Origin of the sequence: Polynucleobacter necessarius, from assembly GCF_900096765.1 — a bacterium.
GTDB classification, from domain to species: domain Bacteria; phylum Pseudomonadota; class Gammaproteobacteria; order Burkholderiales; family Burkholderiaceae; genus Polynucleobacter; species Polynucleobacter necessarius_F.
Genome location: NZ_LT615228.1, coordinates 1,027,238 through 1,053,618 on the forward strand (window position 1 = coordinate 1,027,238; position 26,381 = coordinate 1,053,618).

A 26,381-nucleotide genomic window follows, 5' to 3' on the forward strand; every position below is an offset into this window, starting at 1 on the left:
ACTCGGAAATAATTATTTTACCGCCCTCGTTGCCAGTCTAGACATCAATAGCAGTGGCTGAACCCGCCTGCTTTCGCAACTCAAACTTCTGAATTTTTCCCGTAGATGTCTTTGGTAGATCCCCAAACACAATCGCTCTAGGCACCTTAAATCCAGCTAAGTGTTGCTTGCAATGGGCAATGATTTCTTCTGCAGTGACTGGAACCCCGGGTTTGACTTCCAAGAAGGCGCAAGGGGTTTCGCCCCACTTCGGATCTGGCTTTGCCACCACTGCGGCCGCAATCACTGCTGGGTGGCGATAGAGAACGTCCTCCACTTCAACCGAGGAAATATTTTCTCCACCAGAAATAATGATGTCTTTACTGCGATCTTTCATCTTGACATAGCCGTCAGGATTCATCGCTGCCAAATCACCAGAATGAAACCAGCCGCCTTCAAATGCCTCTTTAGTGGCTTTCTCGTTTTTGAGATAGCCTTTCATGGCAATATTGCCTTTGAACATAATCTCACCCATGGTTTCTCCATCGGCAGGAACAGGCTGCATTGTTTCTGGATCTAATACAGCGATAGCTTGTTGCATGTGATAACGCACACCCTGGCGTGCATTTAAACGGGCGCGTTCACTGATATCCACATCATTCCACTCATCTTGCTTCACACAAACCGCAGCAGGACCATAGACTTCAGTCAAACCATAGACATGCGTTAAATCAAAGCCCAATTTCTCCATACCTTCAATAATAGAAGCAGGGGGCGCAGCACCAGCAATCAAGCCCTTCACACCTGCTGGAACGCCTACCTTTAACTCGTCTGGGGCATTGACTAAAAGGTTATGGACGATCGGTGCGGCGCAGTAGTGAGTCACGCCATGCTCTTTGATGGCCGCAAAGATATGTTGAGCATCCACACGGCGTAAGCAAATATTCACTCCAGCACGGGCAGCAATCGTCCATGGAAAGCACCAGCCATTGCAATGGAACATCGGCAAGGTCCATAGATATACCGGGTGTTTATTAATATCCCAGTCAAGAACATTGGATACAGCATTAATAGCTGCGCCACGATGGTGATACACAACACCCTCTGGATTACCAGTAGTGCCTGAGGTGTAGTTCAAGCAAATGGCTTGCCACTCATCTGCCGGCACCTGCCAAGCAAACTGCGGATCGCCCTCGGACAATAATTGCTCGTACGTAAGCTTGCCCAACTTTTCGCCTGGAACATCAAATTCATTTTCTTCAACATCGATCACCAGAAATTCACGGCCCGAATCTTTTTTGGCAATCTCTAAAGCTTTTTTCATCACCCCTGAAAACTCAGGATCAACAATGACTACTTTGGCTTCACCATGATTGAGCATGAAGGCAATGGACTCTGGGTCTAGACGGGTGTTGAGAGCATTTAACACTGCACCAGCCATTGGAATACCAAAGTGCGCCTCCACCATCGGCGGGGTATTAGGCAACATCACAGCAACCGTATCGCCCAGGCCAATGCCATGCTTTTGCAAGGCGCTTGCTAGGCGACGGCAGCGCTCGTAGTTTGCGCCCAAGTTTGACGAAGCTTTCCATGAATGACTGCAAGCTTATTTGGATAGATCTGAGCAGATCGCTCTAAAAATAACAGTGGAGTGATTGGAGTGAAGTTTGCAGAATTACGCTCTAAACCTTTTTCATAAATATTTTCCATCATCTACCTTCGGTAATAGTGTTTCTTCTAATGTTTCTGTTTTGCTTCTATTTGTTAAATATCTGCCAATGCTTTGACATGAGCGACTACACTGCGACCCAACGCAGAAAGGTTATACCCCCCTCTAAGCAACTCACAATTCGATTATTTGCATATTGATGAGCGACTTCTTTTAAGCGCTTAGTAATCCAAACGTAATCGCCTTCCACCAGGCCCATCTGCCCCAAGTCGTCCTCACGATGTGCATCAAAACCTGCAGAAATTATGATGAGTTGCGGCTCAAAATGATTCAATGCGGGCATCCATTTCTCATCCACAATCGAACGCACCACGTCACCACGAGTTGCTGCTGGCAAAGGGACATTCACCATATTGTTGGCGTGGTCTAAACCGCTGTAGGGGTAAAAAGGATGCTGAAAGAAACTACACATCAAGACACTAGGATCGTTGAAGAAAGCGGCCTCGGTACCATTGCCGTGGTGAACATCAAAGTCAATGATGGCGACACGCTCAATGCCATAGGTTTCCATAGCATAACGCGCGGCAATAGCCACGTTATCAAACAAGCAAAAACCCATTGAGCGCGTAGGCTCAGCATGATGACCGGGAGGCCTGACTGCACAAAAGACATTCTCGACCTCACCCTTCATCACAGCATCAACACCAGCAATGGCAGCTCCAGCAGCACGCAATGACGCTTGCCAAGTGTGAGGGTTCATAATGGTGTCACCATCTAACATGACGTAACCAGACTGCGGAGCTTGCTCTTTAACAAAAGCGATATGGTCGGGACTATGAACCAACTCAAGTTGTTCTTCGCTCGCCAGTGGAGCATCTAAATGATGCAAAAAACGATCAATACCACTGCGGATCATCTGATCGTTAATCGCTTGGATGCGCTCCGGACATTCGGGATGATGATTACCCATCTCATGTTTTAGAAAATCTGGATGGGTTATGTATCCTGTTGTCATTAGCTGTAATCCTATATAGCAATACTGTAATTTTTATAATCTAATTAAACGTGCCTAATTCTTATCAAACCAATCTCTCGCGCAGGTATATTCCAATTACCTACCTTCTTCTAGCGCTCACTCTGGGTGCGTGCTCTAGCAGCCCTACCCAACCAAACAACACACAACAACCCATCGTAAACCAAGCTGACGATGCAGACACCGAGGCACATTACAGCCAAAATCTGAGCACCTTCCTTAATCAGATCTCTCAAACCCAAGAAATCCCGCTTCAGACCCTAGAAAATGGCTTTTTAGATGCTAAAACGATTCCCTCTATACGGAAATTGGTATTACCCCCATCGGGTACTTTTAAGAAAAATTGGCTGGTTTATCGAAAACGCTTCGTAGAACCAGTTCGCCTGAAAGCTGGGAGAGTCTTTTGGGATGAAAACCGAGCCTTTTTAAGTCAGGTTGAGCAAGATTCTGGGGTGCCAGCTGAGGTCATTGTGGCCATTATTGGCATTGAAACCATATACGGACGTCAAACCGGTAACTTCCGAGTAAAAGATGTGCTCTCAACCCTTGCTTTTAGCTACCCCGAGACACCCAATAAAGCGACTAGGGAGCAGTTATTTAAAGATCAACTCCAAGAACTCATCCTGATGTGTTGGACAGAGGCAGGTGGCAATTTACCGGCCAAAAACAGCGCCCAAGGGGTAAATTCCATCCGCTTTAATGCTTGCCTCAACCAAAATAGCTCTTATGCTGGCGCAATTGGATTGCCACAGTTTATGCCCAGTAGCATCCGCAGCTTTGCGGTAGATGGTGATGGTGATGGACGAATTGATCTCAAACAAAGTCCCAAAGATGCCATTGCCAGCGTAGCTAACTTTATGAAAAAGCATGGTTGGCAAGTAGGCATGCCAATTTACTTCCCAGTAACTTATTCCAGCATCCCTGTCGCAAAACAATTGGCCGATGGTGAGCCTCAACTGAAATACACCGTAGCAGAGCTCATTGAGAAAGGCATTCTCACGCCGCCACAAGGAGATCTTCAACAAGGCGGTGTGGAACCACAAAGCAAAGCATTGATTATTGATCTTCCCTACCCAGATAAAGATGGCTCTGATCAGGCGCAATACTTTGTTGGTTTGAATAATTTTCTAACGATTGTTCAGTACAACCGTAGCTACTTTTATGCTCAAAGTGTTGCAGAGTTTGCAGAAGCTCTGGGATACAAAAATCAGAGCGTCGTTCCGACTCAATACACCAACAAAGCAAAATCTCCTAGCGATGCACCTAAAAACAAAAAGAGTGGCGGAAAGAAAAAAGGGAAAGCTACTTCCAAGGCAGCTCAGTAAGGCCTTAGGCAGGAAAGACGTCTGTAGATAAGTAACGGTCACCACGATCGCAGACGATAAACACAATCGTGGCATTTTCAACTTGTCGGGCTATACGCAATGCAACCACTAGCGCACCACCAGCTGATATTCCGCAGAAAATACCCTCTTCAACTGCCAAGCGGCGCGCCATATCCTCTGCATCTGCCTGGCTGACGTACTCAATACGATCAACTCTGTCGCCTTGGTAAATTTTTGGCAAATACTCCGGAGCCCATTTACGAATGCCTGGAATCTGCGAGCCTTCTTCAGGTTGAGCACCAATAATCTGAATCTGAGGATTCATTGACTTGAGATAAGTCGAGACGCCAGTAATCGTGCCAGTAGTGCCCATCGCAGAAACAAAGTGGGTCACTTGACCATCGGTATCTCGCCAAATTTCTGGGCCAGTAGTTTCGATATGGGCCCTTGGATTATCGGGATTAGCAAATTGGTCCAATAATCTGCCTCGCCCCTCTCGTTGCAACTGCAATGCGTAATCTCTAGCAAATTCCATGCCCCCTGAGGCTGCAGTCAAAATTAATTCAGCGCCATAGGCTGCCATACTTTGGCGACGCTCAATACTTTGGTTTTCAGGCATAACCAAAATCATTTTGTAACCTAGCATAGCGGCAGTCATCGCTAAAGCAATACCGGTATTACCACTGGTTGCTTCAATTAAGGTATCGCCTGGTTTGATTTCGCCTCGCTCTTGAGCGTGCATGATCATCGACAGCGCAGGTCGGTTTTTCACCGACCCGGCTGGATTATTACCCTCTAATTTACCCAAAATCACATTGTTGCGATTTTCGTTTTCCAGACCCGGAATGCGTTGCAAACGCACCAAAGGAGTATTGCCTACGGTCTGCGAAATGGTGAGGTAATTTGGTTTGCTCATGGGCTCATTTTAGCCACAAGCAAATCTACACCCTAAAGGGTTTAATTTCGGCGGCGTGTTGGCGCAGACTCCTGTTGATTGCGAGGACTAGCTTGATGACGAGAAGCACGTCTACCAGAGGATGCGCCCTCCTTTTTCGCGCAGCCATTGGGCTCTCGAAAAGCGCTTGGCGCCTCGATGGTTAAACCATTGTCAACCATTTTCTCAACTGATTTCATACCAATTCCGCGCACTCTTTTTTGTAGATCATTCGCATCTTGAAAGTGACCGCCATCTAATCTCTCGGCAATGATGGTTTTGGCTTTAGCTGGACCAATACCCTTAATGCTCTCTAATTCAGATTGAGTTGCAGTATTCACATTTACAGGGGATGCGCTAGCAAGGCCTAGAGAAGCCAAAGCCAAGCCACCTACAACAATCCACTTTCTCACTGCTGGTAATACATTTGCAAAATTTTGATTCATAAGCTCTCCATTGATCAAGAAAAATCCACGAACACAAAGTGCGCGTGGATCATGAACAACGAAAAGAAAAGAATGGAGTTGACTAGATTTTGGGTAAGGCCAAGAAATCAGTAAATGCTGACTGGAACTTTGCTATTCACTGAAAGCCTATATGAGACTAGTTGAATGATTTTGGGGCTAACCTATAAAGCAAATTAAAGGGGGTTAGCCAAGAAACCCGAGTTGGTCTCTAGCCACTCAATATAACGACTTACGCCCTGCTCTACGTTAAGGAAGGGTTCTTGATAGCCTGCAGCACGCAACTTGGTAAGGTCGGCTTGAGTAAAGCACTGATACTTACCTTTGAGCGCATCCGGAAATGGGATGTACTCGATTGCTTTTTCTTTTACTAACTCTTGTAGGCTCGCTGGCTTAGCGTTGTCCAATTTACGCATCGCATTGGCTACCGCATGTGCAACATCATTGAAGGGCTGTGCACGACCCGTTCCCAAATTAAAAATGCCGCTGATTTCTGGGTGATCAAGGAAGAAGAGGTTTACTTTAACCACGTCTTCTACAGAAACAAAATCTCGACTTTGTTCGCCCGCACCATAGCCGCCGTACTCGCCAAACAGTTTGACGTGCCCATTAGCTTTGTATTGATGGTACTGATGGAAGGCGACTGATGCCATACGACCCTTATGGGATTCGCGTGGACCATAGACGTTAAAGTAACGAAAGCCAACCACTTGAGCGGTATTCGCATGTTCTGCAAAACGCTTTCGCATCACCTGATCAAAGAGGAACTTGGAGTAACCATAGATATTGAGCGGCTTCTCATATTCACGACTCTCAACAAAGATATCAGATCCACCATAGGTGGCTGCAGATGAGGCATATAAGAGTTGTACCTTTTGAGCAGTACAGATGTCGAGCAAACTCATGGTGTAGCGATAGTTATTCGCCATCATGAAAATGCCATCGGTTTCCATCGTGTCAGAGCAAGCACCTTCATGGAAAACCGCCTTTATCTTACCAAGTCGCCCACCCCTAAATGCCTCAAGGAACTCGTCTTTATCCAAGTAATCAATGATGTCAAGATCAGCTAAATTGCGATATTTATCTGCAGGACGCAAATCATCAACGGCAATGATATTTTTCTCACCACGCGCGTTGAGAGCTTGAACGATATTTGCGCCAATAAAACCTGCAGCGCCAGTTACGATAATAGTCACTGTAATTCCTCTGAAGTTACGGTCGCAGTACCCAGCTTACCAACCACAATACCACCAGCACGATTGGCCAGAGCCATTGCCATTTCTAATGGCCACTTTGCGGCCAACGCTACCGCTAAGGTTGCAATTACAGTATCGCCAGCTCCTGATACATCAAACACTTCCCTGGCCTGCGCTTTTACGTGACCGACACCAGAGTTGGTATATAAACTCATCCCCTCTTCAGAGCGCGTTAAGAGCAATGCCTGGAGATTTAATGATTTTCTGAGTTCTTGCGCTTTTTTTGTCAAATCTTCTTCGCTTGTCCACTGGCCAACCACTTGGCGCAGTTCACTACGATTTGGGGTCAATACAGTAGCGCCACGATATTTCTCGTAGTCCTCACCTTTGGGATCAACCAAAATCATTTTGTTTTGCGCTCTTGCCTGCTCAATCATGTGAGCAACCTGCCCTAATGCACCTTTACCGTAATCAGACAAAATCACCACATCTGCGGCCCCAATTAGTCTTTCAAAACGTTCTAACTTATGAGCCAAGGCTTTGGCTGTTGGAGTCTCTTCAAAATCTAATCGTATTAACTGTTGCTGGCGTGCAATGACGCGCAACTTCACAATCGTAGGAACATCCACATCAACTTCCAACTGACTATCCACTCCGCCAGAGTTGAGAAGATCGATTACGCGTTGGCCAGGCTCATCTTTACCAACAATCCCCAGAATAGTTGCTTGAGCGCCCAGTGCGGCTACGTTCCGCGCCACATTGGCGGCACCGCCTAGGCGTTCATCAATCTTTCCAACTTGCACTACAGGAACTGGCGCTTCAGGAGAGATGCGATTGGTATCACCAAACCAATAGCGATCGAGCATCACATCGCCCACTACCAGTAGGCGTGTTTTAGAAAACTGCTCTCGATTCGCTTTTTCCATATGGATACTCTTAATTATGTCTTCCAATACCATAGTACTCAATGCCTAATTCTTTCATGGTTGCCGGCTCATAGAGATTACGGCCATCAAAGATGATAGGGCGAGTGAGTTTTTGCATCACCTGATCAAAATCAGGCGTGTGAAACACCTTCCACTCAGTAGCAATTACCAACGCATCGCAACCATTTAGAGCATTCATTGGATTGGCTACCATAGACACTTTCTGTAAGCTATCGGAATTACCTGCAAAATCTAATTCTAAGCAGTGCTGAGCTTCCGGCATCGCTACTGGGTCATAGGCCACAATCGTTGCACCACGCTTGACTAACTCAGCAATAATGACGCGGCTAGGAGCCTCACGCATATCGTCTGTATTAGGCTTGAATGCTAGACCCCATAGGGCAAACTTCATGCCTGAGAGATCTTTACCAAAGCGCTGTTCGATCTTTTCTACCAAGATGTATTTCTGAATTTCATTAACGGCTTCAACCGCATCTAAAATTTTGAGCTCACGACCATGCTCTTTAGCAGTTTTAGACAAAGCAGACACATCCTTAGGGAAGCATGAGCCCCCATATCCAGTGCCTGGATATAAAAAGCCAAAGCCGATTCGAGAGTCTGCACCTATACCTTGGCGTACCGACTCAATATCAGCGCCCACTAAATCAGCTAAATTCGCCAATTCATTCATAAAGGAGATGCGGGTAGCTAACATGGCATTAGCAGCATACTTAGTTAGCTCAGCGCTTTTCACATCCATGTAATACGTACGCTCATGGTTACGATTGAAGGGAGCATAAAGCTTGCGCATTTGTTCTTTTGCTCTCAAGCCAGCAGGAGTAGCCTCGGTACCGATCACAATTCGATCTGGACGCATGAAGTCCTCAACTGCCGCCCCCTCTTTTAAGAACTCAGGATTAGACACCACTGAGCACAACTCAGGCTCAAGCCCACGCTTTTCTAATTCTTCGGTAATAGCTGCTTGCACTTTGTCTGCAGTACCGACCGGAACGGTGGACTTATCCACTATCACCTTAGGTGTAGTCATGTGACGACCAATATTACGAGCGGCTGCTACAACATATTGCAAGTCAGCAGATCCATCCTCATCAGGCGGGGTGCCTACCGCAATAAATTGAATATCACCATGAGCAACTGAAGCAGCAATATCGGTAGAAAATTGCAAACGACCAGCAGCACGATTGCGCTCGATCATCTCTTTGAGACCAGGCTCATAAATTGGAACACCACCAGAATTGAGAATTTCAATCTTTTTCGGATCTAAATCCAAACAAAAAACATTATTTCCCTGCTCAGCAAGACAAGCACCTGTGACCAAGCCTACGTAACCACTGCCAATAATCGTAACTTTCAAGCGAACTCCTGATAAGGTCTAATTTATAAATAGTATTACATTGATGGTCCACTAGGCGCAGCACCCTCAGAGCGTCGTGGGGAGTATGCCTCCCAATTATTACAGCCAGGGCACTGCCAATAGAATCTACGAGCTCTAAAGCCACAATTACCGCAAGTGTAGCGAGCTAAGCTGGTTGCGCGTTGACGCAAGAGCTTCAAGATCGATTGCAACTCTAATAATCTTTCAGGGCTGGCAACTCCTTGCTCTAACGCGAGACGGGTTTCTGCCATCTTGGAGAGTGCACTTAAACTAGGTGAATACTGCATCACATCAGACAGCATCACATTAGCCGCTTGTGGGCCGCGCAACTGCATGACTTGCTTATAGACAATATCCAATAACTCACCCGAAGCTTGAGTTTTGAGCAATGCCAGCAGTTGATCTAAGCCCTCGGTTGCTTTATCTAGCGCAGTATGGGCGACCATCCAACGATCAGCCAATAGATGCATGTAAGCGGGATGAGAAGTAGCAATCTTGCTCCACGCTTCGATTGCTTGGCTGGGACGCTCCATCGCCATACAATAGTCACCCTGCAAAATTAAGGCACGGGCATGATTTGGAACTGCCTGCAACGCACGAACAATCGATTGCTCAGCCTCAGACAAGTCTTTACGGCGCAGGGCATCTTGACCTAGCTCACAATGAAACTGAGCAATTTCAGTGCTATGAGATTTTCCTTGCAGACTTTCGAGCTCGCTTGCAGCGATGATAGCTTTTTTCCAATCACGCTCGATTTGGTACATCTCCAAAAGACTTTCCTTGGCAGGAACGGCATACTTTCCACTACCCACACGATTTAATGAAGCCTCAGCACGGTCCAGCAAGCCCGCACGCAGGAAATCTCGACCCAACTCATACGCAGCATGGTCACGATCGCGCGGCTTCAAATCATCACGATTTGCCAAATGCTGATGCACACGAATGGCTCGCTCGGCTTCACCACGACGACGAAATAAATTGCCCAAAGAGAAATGAAGCTCAATCGTTTCTGGATCTAGCTGTGCAATCTTGACCAAAGTCTCGATAGCTTGATCGGGTTGCTCATTCAATAAAAGACTTAAGCCTTTAAAGGTTGAGCGCTGTTGACGCATACGCTCACGCTCATCCATACGGTTTTCAAGGCGCAAATCCCAGCGTGATGCCATCCAGCCAATTCCAAACATGACTGGCAAAAGCAATAACCATGAGGTAGCAATCTGAATCATGGCGTACAGAAACTTAATAAAAAAATGGCCCGAACGGACCACTGAGGAAGAGCCTGAATGCTAGGCACCAGAACCCTCTTTAGGGCCCGCCTGTTTCAAAGGCTTGTAATCAACACGCTCACGTAACTCTTTGCCAGGCTTAAAGTGGGGCACGCGTTTTTCAGGAATTAATACTTTTTCACCAGACTTTGGATTGCGGCCAGTATGGGCAGGACGATGATGGAGCACAAAACTACCAACCCCGCGCAACTCAATACGCTTTCCCTCAGCTAAAGCCTGAGTCATTGTGTCTAGCAATGTTTTAACAGCTAACTCTACATCTCTCGGTAGAAGCTGCGGAAACTGTTCCGCGAGGCTCTCCACGAGTTCGGAGCGAGTAATTGCTTGTTGCTCTTGATCTGTCATGATCTATCAATAAAAAAACCGCCACCCTCAAAAAGAGGGTGGCGATATTGATTTAGCCTTGATTATCCAATTTTGCCTTTAACAAAGCACCCAAATTGGTTGTGCCAGACTGCGCATCACCTTGGAGCTTGCTCATTGCATCTTGTTGATCAGAGCTATCTTTTGCTTTGATTGAAAGATTAATTGCGCGTGACTTACGATCAATATTAATGATCATGGCAGTTACGCTATCGCCTTCTTTCAATACATTGCGCGCATCTTCAACGCGATCGGTTGAGATTTCAGAGGCGCGCAAGTATGCTTCAACTTCATCGGCTAAGTGAATAGTTGCACCCTTAGCATCAACAGCCTTCACAGTGCCGGTAACTAAAGCACCTTTGTCGTTAACGGATGTGTAGTTATTGAATGGGTCGCCAGACAATTGCTTGATACCAAGCGAGATACGCTCTTTCTCAACATCAATTGCCAATACCGTAGCTTCAACTTCATCACCTTTTTTGTATTTCTTAACAGCTTCTTCGCCCGGCTCATTCCATGAGAGATCTGAGAGGTGAACTAAACCGTCGATACCACCAGGCAAGCCGATGAACACACCAAAGTCAGTAATAGACTTAATGGCGCCAGACAACTTATCGCCTTTTTGTTGTGAACGTGCAAACTCTTCCCAAGGATTTGCTTTGCACTGTTTGATACCCAAGCTAATACGACGCTTGTCTTCATCGATATCGAGAACCATGACTTCAACTTCGGTGCCCAATGCAGTTGCTTTGCTTGGAGCAACGTTCTTGTTTGTCCAGTCCATTTCAGAAACGTGCACCAAACCTTCGATACCAGATTCGATTTCAACGAATGCGCCGTAATCTGTGAGGTTAGTTACTTTGCCGAATAAACGGGTGTTTGGCGGGTAACGGCGAGCGATACCAACCCATGGATCATCACCGAGTTGTTTCACGCCGAGTGAAACGCGGTTTTTCTCTTGATCGAACTTCAAAATCTTTGCAGTTACTTCTTGACCAACAGTCAACATCTCGCTTGGGTGACGCACACGACGCCATGCCAAGTCAGTGATGTGCAAGAGGCCATCGATACCACCGAGATCAACGAATGCGCCGTAGTCAGTAATGTTCTTAACGAGGCCAGTAACAACAGCGCCTTCTTTCAAGTTAGACATCAACTTAGCACGCTCTTCACCTTGGCTAGCCTCGACCACTGCACGACGTGACAACACTACGTTGTTACGCTTACGGTCAAGCTTGATCACCTTGAACTCCATAGTCTTACCTTCGTAAGGGCTGGTGTCCTTGATTGGGCGAGTATCAACTAGTGATCCAGGCAAGAATGCGCGGATACCGTTAACCATGACAGTCAAGCCACCTTTAACCTTACCAGTAACAGTACCGGTAACGATTTCAGCTTGTTCGAGTGCTTTCTCCAAATTCAACCATGATGCCAAGCGCTTAGCTTTGTCACGGGAGAGGATAGTGTCGCCATAGCCGTTTTCGAGGGCGTCAATAGCGACAGAAACGAAATCGCCAGGAGCTACTTCAATCTCGCCAGCGTCGTTATGGAATTCTTCAACAGGAATAAACGCCTCAGACTTTAAGCCAGCGTTAACAACGACGAAGTTATGGTCGATGCGAAGAACTTCAGCCGAAATAACTTGGCCGGTCTTCATATTCGATCGGGTTAATGATTCTTCAAATAATTCTGCAAATGATTCAGACATGTGTATTCACTTTGTGCCGCCAGAAGGCCTGACGGGTTAGATTAAAAAAGCCTTAAAGAAACACGCTCAAGATAAGGTCGCGTTGTGGAGTTTCTTAAGACACCAAAAACAACTTCTTACAACTCACTTCTTACAAATTAGGCAATTGCAGATTGATACCAATCTAAAACTGTCTTAACTGCTTGATCTATCGACAAATCTGATGTTTCAAGCACTTTTGCACTATCCGCAATCATTAAGGGCGCCGCACCTCGACTACTGTCTCGGGCATCACGTTCCTGTAAATCTTGCAGCAAGTCTTCTAGTTTAGCAGAAATTCCCTTAGCTATCAATTGCTTATAGCGTCGCTCTGCTCTGGCAGCAGCACTTGCAGTCAAAAAAACCTTCAAAACTGCATCTGAGAATATCACGCTGGCCATATCCCTGCCATCAGCCACCAAACCAGGAGATTGACGAAAAGTATGCTGGAGACCCACCAATGCGGCTCTAACTTCTGGATGAACCGCTAGTGCTGAGGCTCGCAAGCCAATACTTTCGGTACGAATGGCGTTGGTAACCTCTTCACCATTGAGAAAAATTTGATTATTTTTAAATGAAATCAATAACTTATGAACCAAAAGACCTAACTCTGGGCCATTATTGACGTCGATCCCCTCTTTTTCGCTGGCTAAAGCGACTAGGCGGTACAGGGCGCCACTATCTAAATAATGAAACCCCAGTTTTTGGGCGACTAAAGAAGCCACGGTACCTTTGCCAGAAGCGGTGGGACCATCGATAGCGATGACTGGATAATTACTCATGAGATGGTTTTGAATTAACTGACAACTTTTGCAAATTCAGCAAAGTATGTCGGGAAAGTTTTAGCAACGCAGTTGGGATCGTTGATCTTCAATGCATTTGGTCCAAATGCTGCAATCGAGAAACACATCGCCATACGATGATCATCGTAAGTATCGATACCTTCGCTTGGAGATTGCCAGTCGGCAGGTGATGCTGGCGCCTGCACAACAATGTAGTCAGCACCTTCTTCAACGATTGCTCCAACTTTCTTTAACTCTTTTGCCATCGCTACAATACGATCAGTTTCTTTAACGCGCCAGCTCGCAATGTTATTTAAGCGAGTCGGTCCTTCTGCAAATAGCGCTGCTACTGCAAGCGTCATTGCTGCATCAGGAATCTCGGTGCAATCAATAGTAATACCGTTCAATTTGCCGTTCGCATTTTTCACGCCCGCAACTTCAATCCAATCCTCACCCGCAGTAATGTTGGCACCCATTAACGCCAGTGCATCAGCAAATGCAACATCTCCTTGGATACTATCTTTGCCGACACCGAGAACTCGCACAGGACCATTGCCAATGGCGCCAAGCGCCAGAAAGTAAGAGGCTGAAGAGGCATCTCCCTCAACTGATAATTGACCCGGGCTCTTGTATACAGACTCCGATATTTTTGCAGGAATGATGAATGATTGCGCATCAGGGCATTCAACCACAACACCAAAACGCGCCATCAGCTTTAAGGTGATATCAATGTATGGGCGAGAAATCAGCTCACCAACCACCTTGATGCACACTGGCTCGCTAGCCACTAATGGCAAGGCCATGAGTAAAGCCGTGAGGAATTGACTAGAAACATCGCCGCGAACTTGAATCACATCTTGAATGTGAATTTCTGCTGCGGAAATCTTGATAGGCGGATAACCTTCTTGCAATTCGTAATCAATTTTTGCTCCGACTTGGCGTAATCCATCGACCAAATCTCGAATAGGTCTTTCATGCATACGAGCCACACCTGACAAGCGATAGTTACCACCCTGCATTGCTAGAGCGGCTGTTAAAGGGCGAATTGCAGTGCCGGCATTTCCCATAAACAGCTCTGCATCGCGCACTGGAAATTGACCACCGCAGCCTTCGACTACGCAAACGTGATTAGCCTGATCGGTCACTGACAGGCCTAATTGGCAAAGCGCATTACGCATCACCTGAGTGTCGTCAGCATCTAAAAGGTTTTTTAAGGTGGTGGTGCCGCTCGAAAGCGCCGCTAAGAGTAAAGCGCGATTTGAAATACTTTTAGAGCCCGGCAGAACAATTGAGCCTTGCGCTCGTTTTAATGGCCCAACACGAATCTCTGGCAAACCACTCATTAGAGAACATCCAAATCTTAACGTGCTTTGCTCGCCTTATTAAATAATTTCTCTAAACCAGCACCATCATTTTCGGCAATTAATTTACGCATGTGATTAACAATGAGCAGGTATTGATCCAGCTCTTTCAAGATTGCAGTGCGATTGCCTAAGCAAATATCGCGCCACATTTCTGGACTAGAGGCTGCAATACGAGTGAAATCTTTAAAGCCAGCACCTACATGACTGAGTTTTTGCTCAGCGTCTTCAGAGTTAACAACGCTAGCCATCAGAGCATAAGATAGGATATGCGGTAAATGCGAAACGGCCGCATAAATTGCATCGTGCTGAACCACGCCAATCCTTTTCACTTCCGAACCAACTGACTCCCAAAAGCCAGTGATTAGCGCAGTGTCCTCTGGAGAATTTTCCTGCAATGGGCAAATGATGGTTTGTTTGCCTTTGAATAAATCCGCTTTAGCAGCTGCAGCGCCATGCTGAGCACCACCCGCAATAGGGTGGGCAGGTACAAATTGGCAGGCTTTTTTACCCAACACCTCTTTAGCGGCCAAGATGACATCACCCTTTGTACTGCCGGCATCAGTAATCATGGTGCGAGGCTCTAAACAAGGCTCCATCACCTCAAACGCTGCGCGCATTTGCGCCACAGGAACACAAAGCACAATCACATCAGATTGCTTAGCGGCTTCTACCAAATCCACTACACCATCAATTGCTCCCATCTTGAGGGCCTGATCAAGATTTTGTTTGCTACGACCAACGCCCAATACTGTATTCACAACGCCCGCTTGCTTAAGAGCCAAACCCAGAGATGCACCAATCAAACCAACACCCACAATGGTGACAGTGCCGTAGTTACTTGATGGATTAATGATGGTCATGAGTTAATGCTTAGTGCCCTGACAGGATAGCCTTGAGAGCTTCGATGAATGCTGCGTTCTCTCCCGGCAATCCAATAGAAATTCTCAACCACTGAGGCAAGCCGTAGTTCCCTACTGGGCGAACAATGATGCCGCGCTTGAGCAGGGCCAAATTTATTCGAGCACCTGCTTGATCATCGTCACCCACTTTTACTAAAACAAAGTTTCCAGCAGATGGAAGGTATTTGAGGCCTAAGCTATCAAAAGCACTGGTAAGCTGCTCATAACCCGCACGATTGAGCTCATATCCTTGCTGCAAGAAAGTCTTGTCTTGAAAAGCAGCAATTGCCGCGGCTTGTGCCAAGCTATTAACGTTAAAGGGTTGACGAATACGATTTAATAAATCGGTTAGTTGAGTTTGCGCGACACCATAACCAATACGCAAGCCGGCAAGACCATAGGCCTTCGAAAAACTGCGTGACAAAATCATATTCGGGAAACGTTTAACCCAAGCAACTGCGTCATAGCGCTGCTCTGGAGTAAGGTATTCGTTGTACGCCTCATCCAAAACGACAACTACGTGAGATGGGACTGCCGTTAAAAAATCTTCGATCTCTTCAGCAGTCAAATAACTTCCTGTTGGATTGTTGGGGTTTGCCACAAAGACGAGCTTTGCTTTATCTCCTGAGATCTTTATAGCTTCGAGCATTGCTGGCAAATCATGTCCATAAGCATCTGTTGCAGAGACTTCAATAGCCTTTGCGCCAACCGCCTGCGTAGCAAGCGGATAAACGGCAAAGGCATGTTTAGAAAAAATCACTTCATCATCAGCGTGGGCAACTGCGCGTGCAGCCAACTCCAAAATGTCATTACTGCCATTTCCTAAGGTGATCCAGTCTGCTGGCACCCCTAAGCGCTCTGCCAATACTTTTTTCAATTCAAAACCATTGGAATCTGGATAGCGACCCAAATCACTAGCCGCTTTAATCATCGCCTCTTGTGCAGACTTAGGCATACCCAATGGATTTTCATTGGAAGCCAGCTTCACAATTTTGCTCTCGTCTAAACCATATTCGCGCGCAACTTCACTAATCGGGCGACCGCCGACGTAAGGCGCAATGGCATGAATATGTTTTAAACCAATCTTAGAGGTCATGCGAGCTTTACTGATCTATGAAATAAATAATCTGGAAAATTGCTTTAATTGTTCAAGCAGAGTGAGGATAAGAGCCTAGGTTTTTATAAAACGCAGCGACTTCTTTTAACTCTTCCAAAGCCTTCACCAGCCTTACATCATCTGCATGACCTGCAATATCAATATAAAAATGATATTCCCAAGTGCCTTTTCGAGCGGGACGAGATTCAAAGCGATTCATCGAGACACCATGCTTAGCCAGCGGCGCTAACAAACGATGTACTGCTCCCGGTTGGTTATCCACAGAAAGCACCAAAGAAGTTTGATCTTTACCAGTGGGTGAACACGCATAGTTACCCACCACCACAAAACGTGTTCGGTTGTGTGGATCATCCTGAATTTGTGCCGCCACTGCTTGCAAACCATAAGCTTCTTGCGCTGGATCTCCAGCAATAGCCGCCAAACTTGGGTCATTGGCTGCTAAGCGAGCAGCTTCAGCATTGCTACTGACAGCCTGACGCTTGAGTTGTGGGGCATGAACACTTAACCATTGCTGACATTGCGCAAGTGCTTGAGCATGCGCGCAAACAGTGGTGACACCATCCAAATTACCGCTCTTGGTTAGGAGATGATGTCGAATTGGGAGGACCACTTCGCCACTAATACGCATCGACGAATCCAAGAGTAAATCTAAAGTCCGCGAGATGGCGCCCTCGCTTGAGTTTTCAACCGGCACCACGCCAAATTGCGCCGCACCCTTTTCTACCGCCTTAAATACCTCATCAAGACTTGCGCAAGGCAAACCTGCAATCGAATGACCAAAATAGGTTTGTGCCGCTTGTTCAGAAAATGTTCCCGCTGGCCCAAGAAAAGCAATGGTTTGACGCGCCTCCAAGGCTCTGCAAGCGGACATCACTTCACGCCAAATTGCGGCAATCCCATCTGGCAATAATGGGCCTTTGTTAATTTCTTGGAGACGGGCAACCACTTGGCGTTCACGTTCCGGACGGAAAACAGGAGATAAGAAATCACCCTTAATGTGACCCACTTCTTGCGCTGCTTTGGCGCGCTGGGTCAACAAATCTAATATTTGCGCATCTAAGGAATCGATCTTGTCGCGAATGGGCGCTAGGCGCTGCTCTTCAGTACTCATTAAGCCCGCCTTTCAAAATCACGCATAAATTCCACCAAAGCTTTGACGCCTTCAATAGGCATTGCATTGTAAATACTGGCACGCATGCCACCTGCAGCCTTATGACCACGCAATGCCACTAAACCAGCAGCGTTTGATTGAGTCAAGAACTCTGCATTGAGGTTCTCATCTTTTAAGAAGAAAGTCACATTCATCCGCGAGCGATATTCTTTAGTGACTCGATTTTCATACAAACTACTCTGATCTAAGAAGTTGTAGAGCAAATTCGCTTTTTCTTGATTGCGCTTTTCAATTGCTTTTACGCCACCTTGTTTTAACAACCACTTAAATCCAAGACCAGCCATATAGATTGAAAAAGTTGGCGGGGTATTAATCATTGACTGCGTATTTGCCTGCACAGACCAATCCCAAATGGTAGGCGTAATAACCATGCTATGACCAAGCAAGTCCTTGCGCACAATCACGATTGTTACGCCAGATGGGCCAATATTTTTTTGGGCACCACCAAACCAAACGGCGCACTTGCTGACATCTATTTCTTTAGAAAGAATGTTGCTTGAAATATCAGCTACTAGCGGAGTGTCACCCACATCTGGAACATCTGGAAACTCCACGCCACCAATCGTTTCATTAGCGCAATAGTGAACATACGCTGCATCGCTGGATAACTGCCAAGTCGATCTGGCTGGAATCGTATTGAATTTTTCAGTTGCAGAAGACGCCGCTAAATGAGCGTTGCCATATTTCTGCGCTTCCTTAAATGACTTTTCAGACCAAACTCCAGTCACCAAAAAATCTGCCCTAGGGCCATTCTTGGCCAAAGGCATAAGATTCATCGGAATAGCCGCATTTTGACCAAGGCCGCCACCTTGTAAAAGCAAGATTTCATAGGTCTCAGGAATATTCATGAGAGCGCGAAGATCTTTTAAAGTTTCTTCATACACTTCCATGAATTCTTTGCTGCGATGGCTAATCTCCATCACGCTAGTACCAAGTCCACGCCAATTAAGCATTTCATCAGCCGCCTGTTTCAACACCTCTTCAGGCAAAGTAGCAGGCCCCGCTGCGAAATTAAAGATGCGGCGGTCAAAAGTCATGATTTAACTAGTCGCTTTTTCTACGGTGACGCCTTACGCGTCACCTGCCGCATCAGAATTAGAATCCGTTGCTGGATCGGCAGATACATCTGAATCCTCTACCTCATCGGTATCGCCCTCGTCATCAGAATCACTCTCTGCAATACGCTGCAAGCCAGACAAGCGAGTACCTTCATCAACGTTAATCAAAGTAACGCCTTGTGTGGCACGTCCCATCTCTCGAATCTCTGAAACGCGCGTGCGCACTAGAACACCGCCAGTAGTGATCAACATAATTTGATCTTCCGGCGAAACCAAGGCAGCGGCAACCACTTTGCCATTTCGCTCCGAGGTCTGAATCGCGATCATGCCCTTTGTGCCACGACCATGACGAGTGTATTCAGCGATTGGTGTGCGCTTACCGTAACCATTTTCAGTGGCGGTTAATACGCTACTTGGAATGGATCCGCCATCTACATCAGCTACTGCAGCCTCAGCGGCAACAGACCCCTCTGCAGCTTCAGCAGGAGCAACCAACATTGCAATCACTTGATGACCATCACCAAGATTCATACCACGCACACCACGCGCAGTACGACCCATTGGGCGAACATCGTTTTCATCAAAGCGCACTGCCTTACCAGCATCAGAAAACAACATCACATCGTGTTGGCCATCGGTAATTGCCGCGCCTACTAAGAAGTCATTTTCATTGAGATCAACCGCAATGATGCCGGCCTTACGTGGGTTAGAGAAATCAGACAAACGAGTCTTCTTCACAGTACCCAAGCTAGTAGCCATAAAGACGTAATGATCATCTTGGTAACCCTTGATCGGGAGAATTACAGTGATTTTCTCATCCTCAATCAACGGGAACATATTCACGATTGGCTTGCCTCGGGAAGTACGGCTTCCTTGGGGAACTTCCCAGACCTTGAGCCAGTACATGCGACCACGATCAGAGAAGCAAAGAATCGTATCGTGGGTATTGGCTACAAATAAGGTATCAATCCAATCTTCATCTTTGGTTGCAGCAGCTTGCTTGCCGCGACCACCACGTTTTTGTGCACGATATTCGCTTAATGGCTGGCTCTTCATATAACCAGTGTGAGAAAGCGTGACCACCATATCTTGCGGCGTAATTAAATCTTCCGTGAAGAGTTCGGTTGCATTCATTTCAATAAATGAACGACGACCGTTATCACTTCCTGTTGCACCAAATTCAGACTGAACTTCTTTGAGTTCGTTCTCAATCACTTGTGTGACGCGTTCAGGTTTTGCTAACAAGTCAAGCAAGTCAGAAATTTCTGCCATCACTTCTTTGTACTCGTTAACAATCTTATCTTGCTCAAGACCAGTCAAACGCTGTAAGCGCATTTGCAAAATCTCTTGCGCTTGACTATCTGAAAGACGATACAAACCAGTAGTTTGCATACCAAATTCAGACAACAAACCTTCAGGTCGATAGGCGTTTCGGCTACCAGGAGTCTCGGTCTCAGCACGTGCCAACATCTCACGCACCATCGATGAATCCCATGCTTTACCCATCAACTCTTGTTTAGCGATGACTGGATTAGCAGCAGCTTTAATTATCGCGATGAACTCATCGATATTGGCCAGTGCAACTGCCAAACCTTCTAAGACGTGACCACGTTCACGCGCTTTACGTAATTCAAAAATCGTGCGACGTGTCACCACTTCGCGACGATGCTGCAAGAAGTACTCTAGCATTTGCTTCAAGTTCAACAAGCGTGGCTGGTTATCTACCAATGCCACCATGTTCATGCCGAAGTTATCTTGTAACTGAGTACTCTTATACAAATTATTGAGAACAACTTCAGGCACTTCACCGCGCTTGAGCTCAATGACAACGCGCATGCCGGATTTATCCGACTCGTCACGCAAATCCAAGATACCTTCAATTTTCTTTTCATTGACCAACTCGGCAATACGCTCGAGAAGGTTCTTTTTATTCACTTGATAGGGCAACTCATCAACGATAATGGCCTGACGAGCACCTTTATCGAGGTCTTCAAAGTGGGTTTTAGCCCGCATAACGACCCTGCCACGACCAGTGCGATAGCCCTCGCGAACCCCTTGAACGCCATAAATAATGCCGGCAGTAGGGAAATCAGGGGCTGGAATGATCTCAATCAGCTCGTCAATGGAGCAATCTGGGTTGTGCAGAACGTGCAAACAGGCCGAAACCACCTCATCCAGGTTGTGAGGGGGGATATTGGTTGCCATACCCACCGCAATGCCAGAACTGCCGTTAATGAGCAAATTAGGCACCTTGGCAGGCAGAATCAGGGGCTCTTTCTCGCTACCGTCATAATTTGGCCCAAAATCAACCGTTTCCTTATCTAAATCGGCCAATAGCTCATGGGCTATTTTGCGCAGACGGATCTCCGTATACCGCATTGCAGCAGCGTTATCGCCGTCTACAGAGCCAAAGTTACCCTGCCCATCAACCAGCATATAGCACAAAGAGAAATCCTGGGCCATACGAACGATCGTGTCATACACAGCAGAATCGCCATGGGGGTGGTATTTACCGATTACATCGCCAACTATACGGGCAGATTTTTTGTAAGCTCGGTTCCAATCGTTGTTTAATTCATACATCGCAAATAAGACCCGGCGGTGAACCGGTTTGAGGCCGTCACGCACGTCTGGCAGGGCTCTGCCGACGATGACGCTCATTGCGTAGTCCAAATAGGACCGCCGCATTTCGTCTTCAAGGGATATTGGTAGTGTTTCTTTAGCGGCTTGTTCCATCTAGAAATAATATCATTTTGATGACTGAGGAGCCCTATGCTAAGATTCTGTCAGTTTGTACGAAATTGAGATGTGTCGCTTTGCAGTATTTGTTTCAAGGTAGGGCGAATTACATTTAAGTTTGACTTTAATTAAAAAAGAGATTTTTGAGGACTAAAAATGAACAAAACCCTAAAAGTATTGCTCGCTTCTGTTATTACCGTTTCTGCATCTGCAGCAATGGCTTCTGATAACTGGCAAAACGGCGACGGCGCCCTTAACTGGAAAAACGGCGACGGCACATTGTGCTGGCGTGATAACAACTGGACACCTGCTACTGCAGCTAAGGGTTGTGATGGTGCATTGACTGCAGCTCCTGCTGCTGCTGGTGTTAGCCAAAGCAAAATCACTTTGCAAGCTGATACTCTTTATGATTTCAACAAGTCTGACTTAAAACCAGAAGGCAAAGCTACTTTAGACAAGATCGCTGCTGATTTGCACAAAATCAAATTAGAAGTAATCATCGCTGTTGGTAACACAGACAGCATCGGTACTGATGCATACAACATGGCCCTCGGTCAGCGTCGTGCACAATCTGTTAAGACATACCTCGTAAGCAAGGGTGTTGACGATAGCAGCATCTACACAGAATCAAAAGGCAAGAGCAATCCAGTTGCATCAAACGCAACTGCTGAAGGCCGCGCTAAGAACCGCCGTACAGACATCGAAGTTGTTGGTACAGCTAAGTAATTCTTTTTACTTGTAAAAAAGCCCGCTTCTAGCGGGCTTTTTTATTTCCGCTATATTCACACTTAGCCCTACAGAACTGCGCCACCAAAGTAAATATATGAACGTTGATCAATCTGAAATCGCCAAATTTAGCGCCCTAGCCCATCGTTGGTGGGACCCCAATAGCGAATTCAAGCCGCTGCATGCCATCAATCCTTTGAGACTCAATTGGATTAAATCCTTTGTCAATTTAGAGGGCAAGAAAGTGATTGATATTGGTTGTGGTGGTGGCATCTTGGCAGAATCCCTTTCCCGATCAGGCGCAGATACCACTGGCATTGATTTATCTGAAAAAGCACTGAAGGTTGCAGAGTTACATGCATTGGAAGTTGGTGCAAATCTCACCTACAGATCCATCTCAGCAGAAGCATTGGCAGACGAACAGTCTGAGCAATACGATGTGGTGACTTGCATGGAAATGTTGGAGCATGTTCCAGATCCAGCCTCAGTTGTTCGAGCCTGTGCAAAATTATGCAAACCTGGTGGCACATTGTTTTTTAGCACTTTAAATCGCAGCCCCAAGTCCTACTTATTTGCGATTATTGGCGCAGAGTACATACTTAAACTACTCCCTAAGGGCACTCACGAATACACCAAATTCATTAAGCCCTCTGAATTAGCGGCTTTCACACGACATGCTGGTTTAGAGATGATTGGCATGAAGGGCCTGAACTACAACCCGTTTACTCAGATCTACAGCCTGAGTGACGCTGTCGACGTAAATTACATGATCGCAGTGCGCAAATGAATCAGGGTTTGCAAAGTCCGTATGATGGGGTGTTCTTTGATCTGGATGGCACTCTAGCGGATACCGCCCCAGACCTGGTAGCGGCTACCAATAAGCTCCTGACAGCACGTAACTTATTGCCCAAGCCCTATGAATTTTTGAGGCCCTATGCATCGGCAGGGGCGCGTGGCTTACTGGAAGGCGCCTTTGGAATCGGTGCGGATCACCCGAGTTTCATCGCCTTGCGGGATGAATTTTTCGCTAATTACGAAAAAGCCCTGCTAGTGGAGAGCAAATTATTTGACGACATGGAACATCTCCTCCAGCAAATGGAGCATGCCAGCCTTCCTTGGGGCATCGTAACGAACAAAAGCGAGCGCTTTACCAAAACCCCTCACTGAACTCATGGGTCTGAGCCAAAGAGCTATTTCAACCGTTTCTGGTGACACTACCCCACACTCCAAGCCACACCCTGAGCCCATCTTACACGCGGCCAAAATCGCCAAAATTGATCCTACAAAATCGCTATATGTTGGCGACGATATTAGAGACGTCATTGCTGGCAAGGCAGCAGGTATGAAAACGGTTGCAGCAGCTTATGGCTATTGCGGCTGCAAAGAGCCTCCAGAAGCTTGGGGCGCGGATTTCCTCATTAATAGCCCACTCGATTTGCTAGAAATTATCTTCCCAAAGTAGGGATAAGCCAAAAGATATCAGCAATTGCTGGCCATCAGCCTTAAAATAGAACCTCTTATGCATAAACTCTGGGGTCGACATGGTTTCGACGTGGATTACAAAGCATCAAGGGCATACCGAGGACCCGTTATCTCGTAAATCAATGGGAATGTAATAACTGCTAACGACGAACGTTACGCACTAGCCGCTTAATTGCGGTTGCCCCTGAACTGATTCTCTCTTGGGTCAGGTAGCGTAAGCTACATCAGGGTCATTTACAAGAGATAAGACCATTTCGCGTCACGAGGATTGGTACGAAAACTGAGTGAATCGTCAGCGTGGAACATGTCAATCTGTGACTAGCTGGCTAAATTAAATGATATGACTAAGTATGTAGAACTTGCTGTGGAGGATTTGCGGACGCGGGTTCGATTCCCGCCGACTCCACCATATTAGAAAATAGAAGCCCTTGATTTTTAAGGGATTTCTATTTTTTAAACTTTCAAAAATATCTTTTTAAAAAAAAGCCTGTTTTTGCCCTAGTTAGACAGCTTTTGGACAGCTTTTGGAAACCAAATCCCTGACAATGTTGAAGGCATTACAGATTTACAGCTCCAGCCAACTTTTTAGCCAACTTCTTAAAGATAAAGATTTCAGATGGGCCAAAAGATGAGGGTTCTTTTGAATAGACTATGAGAATGCCAATGTTTTTGCCATCGGCTACTAAAGGCACGGAAAGGCTACTTCTGATACCAAATAATCTTGCATTTGAAACCCAAGGACCAAAGTTAGACGCCATTTCCGTATCAGACATTACGACAGGCTCTCCAGATCGAAGTGCAATGCCCGTTGGACCAGATCCATAAACGCTATTAGGGTCCCAACTCAAAGATAACGACTTGCCATAGCCTTTTGCCTCTCCATCAACCGCCACCATTTGCAGCGATTTATTAAATTCAGTAGTTAAGAGTCCGACATAAACGCAAATATATAAATCCTGAGAGGCGATAGCATGACAAACGCCTTCTGCAATTTCTCTAAACGACTTGCCAACCTCTACGACTTTCTCGGCATCAGCAAAAGCAGTAATTGCACTTCTTTGCGCCTCAAGATAGGCCTGACTTAGAAGGTCTGATGCAATCAAAATAGCTTTTGGATCATTGTGATCAAAACTGGGATCTTCAAAACATTTTTGTAGATAGAAAGAAAGTTCTTCGTAATACCTTCGTAATACTTAACTGTCTTAGCAGAAGGGACTGGTAACTTGACACGACGGTCCTCGCTATCCTGATAGTTAATAAGACCAAGTTCAAATAAACCTCGTATGTGATGCTGGAGTGTAGATTGAGAACCTAATTCACTATTTGAAGCAATTAAGTCACCTACTGACACCAAAAGATCTTCGCTCCAATTGAGCATTATCTTCTCAAGCAAGCCTTCGGAAATGCAGTCTAATTTTTTCCTACCAACGAATAGACAACGAATAGATCGTAGTACTGTTTTAATTTTACAAAACGAAGTACTGAATTTAATTTAGAAGACATTAGTTAACCCCAACAAAACAACCTCGCATTTAATATTAACTTTTCATCGGCCTTGCGTAAATTTGTCTTCAGACATGAATTAGTATTTAGGCGCCTTAATGAAGGTATATTTAATCAATAATCTTTATAAGCACTATTTTAGATAATCAGATCTTTTAGATCTACAAGGCTTTTTGATTTGGATCAAATGCAATCCCGCTATTCTTGATAATCTCAGATGAGGCTTCTTCAAGACTCCAGCTTTTTTATATGACCTATCGCTAATGAGAGCATCGAACACATCTGCCACACTCATAATCCTTGCTTCTAGCGGTATATCCTCATGACTTAACTTAAGCCCCGAGGATAGCCGGACCCATTCCACTTTTCGTGATGAGCTCCTGCAACTTTTATAGCGGTTGGAATCAAATCTGACTCAGCGTCCTCCGATTTTGCGGTCGATAAAATTGACTCGCCAATCATGGCATGAGTATAAATCAATCGACGCTCATCCTCTGTTAAGCGCCCTTCTTTTTTTTAGGATATGGTCTGGAATACCCACCTTCCCCAAGTCATGTAGTGGTGCGACTTGCACAAGTTTATCAATCTGAGCATCAGTTAAAAGTTCTACGTGATAGCCCATATTTCTTAAACGAGTCGCAAGGACTCTTACATACTTTTGCGTCCGAATAATGTGACTTCCTGTTTCATTATCTTTTGCTGTAGCTAGGGCATTGAGAGCCGAGAGCATCTGATTTTCACGTTCTGTAATCGTATCAAGATAACTATTCATTAGCTTAGTTACAGTCCACCATACGACTGGAATAGTAATTATTGAGAGCATGATTACATCAAGAAGCATATTAAGCAGAAAAGGCATGCTCTCTAGATTTCTTAGGATTAGCATGATCAGCGCTTCGCCAAGGATAATGCTAGCAATAAGCACATAATTTAGACGCTTAATTGGATTTAACTTTACCGCCATCAGAACTCCTACTAATTCAACAATTTCAACAGAAATCACAAATTCGTTCTGCCGAAGCAATGATCATATGCCCCAAATTAGCGGTTCGGATTTTAGTAAAAAGAGGAGGAATTGGAAAATTCTAAACTGCTATTTAAATCTACTGATAAATTCGATAATTAAACTTAAGACAATATTTTGGCTGCTTAGTTGTAGAGCCCAACAAAATCAAGAATATCTGCGGGTTCGAATTCCGCCCTCTCCACCAATTAAAGCAAACTCCTCTGATGTTTTAGAGGG

Annotated in this window: 22 protein-coding genes, 1 other RNA gene and 4 pseudogenes; 5 read left to right on the plus strand and 22 right to left on the minus strand. The window is 45.8% G+C overall.

Going from position 1 to position 26,381, the window contains the following annotated elements; genetic code table 11:
• Positions 1 to 37: 37 nt before the first annotated feature.
• Positions 38 to 1,689: pseudogene (locus DXE33_RS05305) on the minus strand (acyl-CoA synthetase).
• A gap of 54 nt (positions 1,690 to 1,743) precedes the next feature.
• A pseudogene (locus tag DXE33_RS05310) lies at positions 1,744 to 2,663 on the minus strand (histone deacetylase family protein).
• A gap of 50 nt (positions 2,664 to 2,713) precedes the next feature.
• Between DXE33_RS05310 and DXE33_RS05315 the strand changes: the two are divergent.
• Positions 2,714 to 4,006, plus strand: a complete 1,293-nt coding sequence (locus DXE33_RS05315) for a lytic murein transglycosylase (RefSeq protein WP_231970391.1) — start codon at positions 2,714 to 2,716, stop codon at positions 4,004 to 4,006.
• A gap of 4 nt (positions 4,007 to 4,010) precedes the next feature.
• Here DXE33_RS05315 and cysM read toward each other — a convergent pair whose 3' ends face one another.
• The 15 genes and pseudogenes from cysM to gyrA form a co-directional block, all read right to left on the minus strand.
• A complete protein-coding gene (gene cysM, locus DXE33_RS05320; RefSeq protein WP_114638989.1) occupies positions 4,011 to 4,922 on the minus strand; it encodes a cysteine synthase CysM in 912 nt (303 codons plus the stop codon).
• A gap of 41 nt (positions 4,923 to 4,963) precedes the next feature.
• Positions 4,964 to 5,386 (minus strand): ComEA family DNA-binding protein, encoded by a 423-nt coding sequence (locus DXE33_RS05325; RefSeq protein WP_114638990.1) that lies wholly within the window; start codon positions 5,384 to 5,386, stop codon positions 4,964 to 4,966.
• Positions 5,387 to 5,580: 194 nt separating this feature from the next.
• Positions 5,581 to 6,600 (minus strand): ADP-glyceromanno-heptose 6-epimerase, encoded by a 1,020-nt coding sequence (rfaD, locus tag DXE33_RS05330; RefSeq protein WP_114638991.1) that lies wholly within the window; start codon positions 6,598 to 6,600, stop codon positions 5,581 to 5,583.
• The gene (rfaE1, locus tag DXE33_RS05335) at positions 6,597 to 7,526 is read right to left on the minus strand and encodes a D-glycero-beta-D-manno-heptose-7-phosphate kinase (RefSeq protein WP_114638992.1); all 930 of its coding nucleotides are present in this window, start codon (positions 7,524 to 7,526) and stop codon (positions 6,597 to 6,599) included. Before rfaE1 ends, rfaD begins: the two co-directional genes overlap by 4 nt.
• Before the next feature lie 10 nt (positions 7,527 to 7,536).
• The gene (locus DXE33_RS05340) at positions 7,537 to 8,901 is read right to left on the minus strand and encodes a UDP-glucose dehydrogenase family protein (RefSeq protein WP_114638993.1); all 1,365 of its coding nucleotides are present in this window, start codon (positions 8,899 to 8,901) and stop codon (positions 7,537 to 7,539) included.
• A gap of 35 nt (positions 8,902 to 8,936) precedes the next feature.
• Positions 8,937 to 10,148, minus strand: a complete 1,212-nt coding sequence (gene lapB, locus DXE33_RS05345; RefSeq protein WP_114639730.1) for a lipopolysaccharide assembly protein LapB — start codon at positions 10,146 to 10,148, stop codon at positions 8,937 to 8,939.
• 66 nt (positions 10,149 to 10,214) lie between these two features.
• Positions 10,215 to 10,553 (minus strand): annotated as a pseudogene (locus DXE33_RS05350) (integration host factor subunit beta); the annotation flags it as partial.
• A 52-nt stretch (positions 10,554 to 10,605) separates the two neighbouring features.
• On the minus strand, positions 10,606 to 12,279 hold the full coding sequence (gene rpsA / locus DXE33_RS05355; protein WP_114638995.1) for a 30S ribosomal protein S1: 1,674 nt from the start codon (positions 12,277 to 12,279) through the stop codon (positions 10,606 to 10,608).
• Positions 12,280 to 12,416: 137 nt separating this feature from the next.
• Positions 12,417 to 13,079: a (d)CMP kinase gene (gene cmk / locus DXE33_RS05360; RefSeq protein ID WP_114638996.1), complete on the minus strand. Its 663-nt coding sequence runs from the start codon at positions 13,077 to 13,079 to the stop codon at positions 12,417 to 12,419.
• A gap of 14 nt (positions 13,080 to 13,093) precedes the next feature.
• Entirely contained in the window at positions 13,094 to 14,413 is a 1,320-nt protein-coding gene (gene aroA, locus DXE33_RS05365; RefSeq protein WP_114639731.1) for a 3-phosphoshikimate 1-carboxyvinyltransferase, read from the minus strand.
• A gap of 26 nt (positions 14,414 to 14,439) precedes the next feature.
• Positions 14,440 to 15,303, minus strand: coding sequence for a prephenate dehydrogenase (locus tag DXE33_RS05370; protein WP_114638997.1), 864 nt, complete (start codon positions 15,301 to 15,303; stop codon positions 14,440 to 14,442).
• A 10-nt stretch (positions 15,304 to 15,313) separates the two neighbouring features.
• Positions 15,314 to 16,438 (minus strand): histidinol-phosphate transaminase, encoded by a 1,125-nt coding sequence (gene hisC, locus DXE33_RS05375; protein ID WP_114638998.1) that lies wholly within the window; start codon positions 16,436 to 16,438, stop codon positions 15,314 to 15,316.
• A gap of 52 nt (positions 16,439 to 16,490) precedes the next feature.
• Entirely contained in the window at positions 16,491 to 17,570 is a 1,080-nt protein-coding gene (gene pheA, locus DXE33_RS05380; protein WP_114638999.1) for a prephenate dehydratase, read from the minus strand.
• Complete coding sequence (serC, locus tag DXE33_RS05385; RefSeq protein ID WP_114639000.1) at positions 17,570 to 18,667, minus strand: 3-phosphoserine/phosphohydroxythreonine transaminase; 1,098 nt, start codon at positions 18,665 to 18,667, stop codon at positions 17,570 to 17,572. The genes pheA and serC overlap by 1 nt, the downstream gene beginning before the upstream one ends.
• A 33-nt stretch (positions 18,668 to 18,700) precedes the next feature.
• Positions 18,701 to 21,424: a DNA gyrase subunit A gene (gyrA, locus tag DXE33_RS05390; protein ID WP_114639001.1), complete on the minus strand. Its 2,724-nt coding sequence runs from the start codon at positions 21,422 to 21,424 to the stop codon at positions 18,701 to 18,703.
• Positions 21,425 to 21,583: 159 nt separating this feature from the next.
• On the opposite strand from gyrA, the gene ompA reads away from it, so the two are divergent.
• From ompA to ssrA, 4 genes and pseudogenes are all read left to right on the plus strand, one after another.
• Positions 21,584 to 22,153, plus strand: coding sequence for an outer membrane protein OmpA (gene ompA, locus DXE33_RS05395; protein ID WP_114639002.1), 570 nt, complete (start codon positions 21,584 to 21,586; stop codon positions 22,151 to 22,153).
• Positions 22,154 to 22,250: 97 nt separating this feature from the next.
• Positions 22,251 to 22,940 (plus strand): bifunctional 2-polyprenyl-6-hydroxyphenol methylase/3-demethylubiquinol 3-O-methyltransferase UbiG, encoded by a 690-nt coding sequence (gene ubiG, locus DXE33_RS05400; protein WP_114639003.1) that lies wholly within the window; start codon positions 22,251 to 22,253, stop codon positions 22,938 to 22,940.
• A pseudogene (locus tag DXE33_RS05405) lies at positions 22,937 to 23,615 on the plus strand (HAD family hydrolase). The gene ubiG and the pseudogene DXE33_RS05405 overlap by 4 nt, the downstream one beginning before the upstream one ends.
• Before the next feature lie 70 nt (positions 23,616 to 23,685).
• Positions 23,686 to 24,044, plus strand: a transfer-messenger RNA (tmRNA) gene (gene ssrA / locus DXE33_RS05410).
• Between the two features lie 148 nt (positions 24,045 to 24,192).
• On the opposite strand, the gene DXE33_RS05415 is transcribed toward ssrA, so the two are convergent.
• From DXE33_RS05415 to DXE33_RS09825, 5 genes are all read right to left on the minus strand, one after another.
• Positions 24,193 to 24,738, minus strand: coding sequence for a GAF domain-containing protein (locus tag DXE33_RS05415; RefSeq protein WP_162785423.1), 546 nt, complete (start codon positions 24,736 to 24,738; stop codon positions 24,193 to 24,195).
• Positions 24,735 to 25,013 (minus strand): helix-turn-helix domain-containing protein, encoded by a 279-nt coding sequence (locus DXE33_RS05420; RefSeq protein WP_114639005.1) that lies wholly within the window; start codon positions 25,011 to 25,013, stop codon positions 24,735 to 24,737. Before DXE33_RS05420 ends, DXE33_RS05415 begins: the two co-directional genes overlap by 4 nt.
• 258 nt (positions 25,014 to 25,271) lie before the next feature.
• Positions 25,272 to 25,502: an HD domain-containing phosphohydrolase gene (locus DXE33_RS10680; RefSeq protein ID WP_408634178.1), complete on the minus strand. Its 231-nt coding sequence runs from the start codon at positions 25,500 to 25,502 to the stop codon at positions 25,272 to 25,274.
• Positions 25,466 to 25,600, minus strand: coding sequence for a hypothetical protein (locus tag DXE33_RS10685; RefSeq protein ID WP_408634200.1), 135 nt, complete (start codon positions 25,598 to 25,600; stop codon positions 25,466 to 25,468). The genes DXE33_RS10680 and DXE33_RS10685 overlap by 37 nt, the downstream gene beginning before the upstream one ends.
• A gap of 25 nt (positions 25,601 to 25,625) precedes the next feature.
• Positions 25,626 to 26,141: an HD domain-containing protein gene (locus DXE33_RS09825; protein ID WP_197712002.1), complete on the minus strand. Its 516-nt coding sequence runs from the start codon at positions 26,139 to 26,141 to the stop codon at positions 25,626 to 25,628.
• Positions 26,142 to 26,381 lie beyond the last annotated feature (240 nt).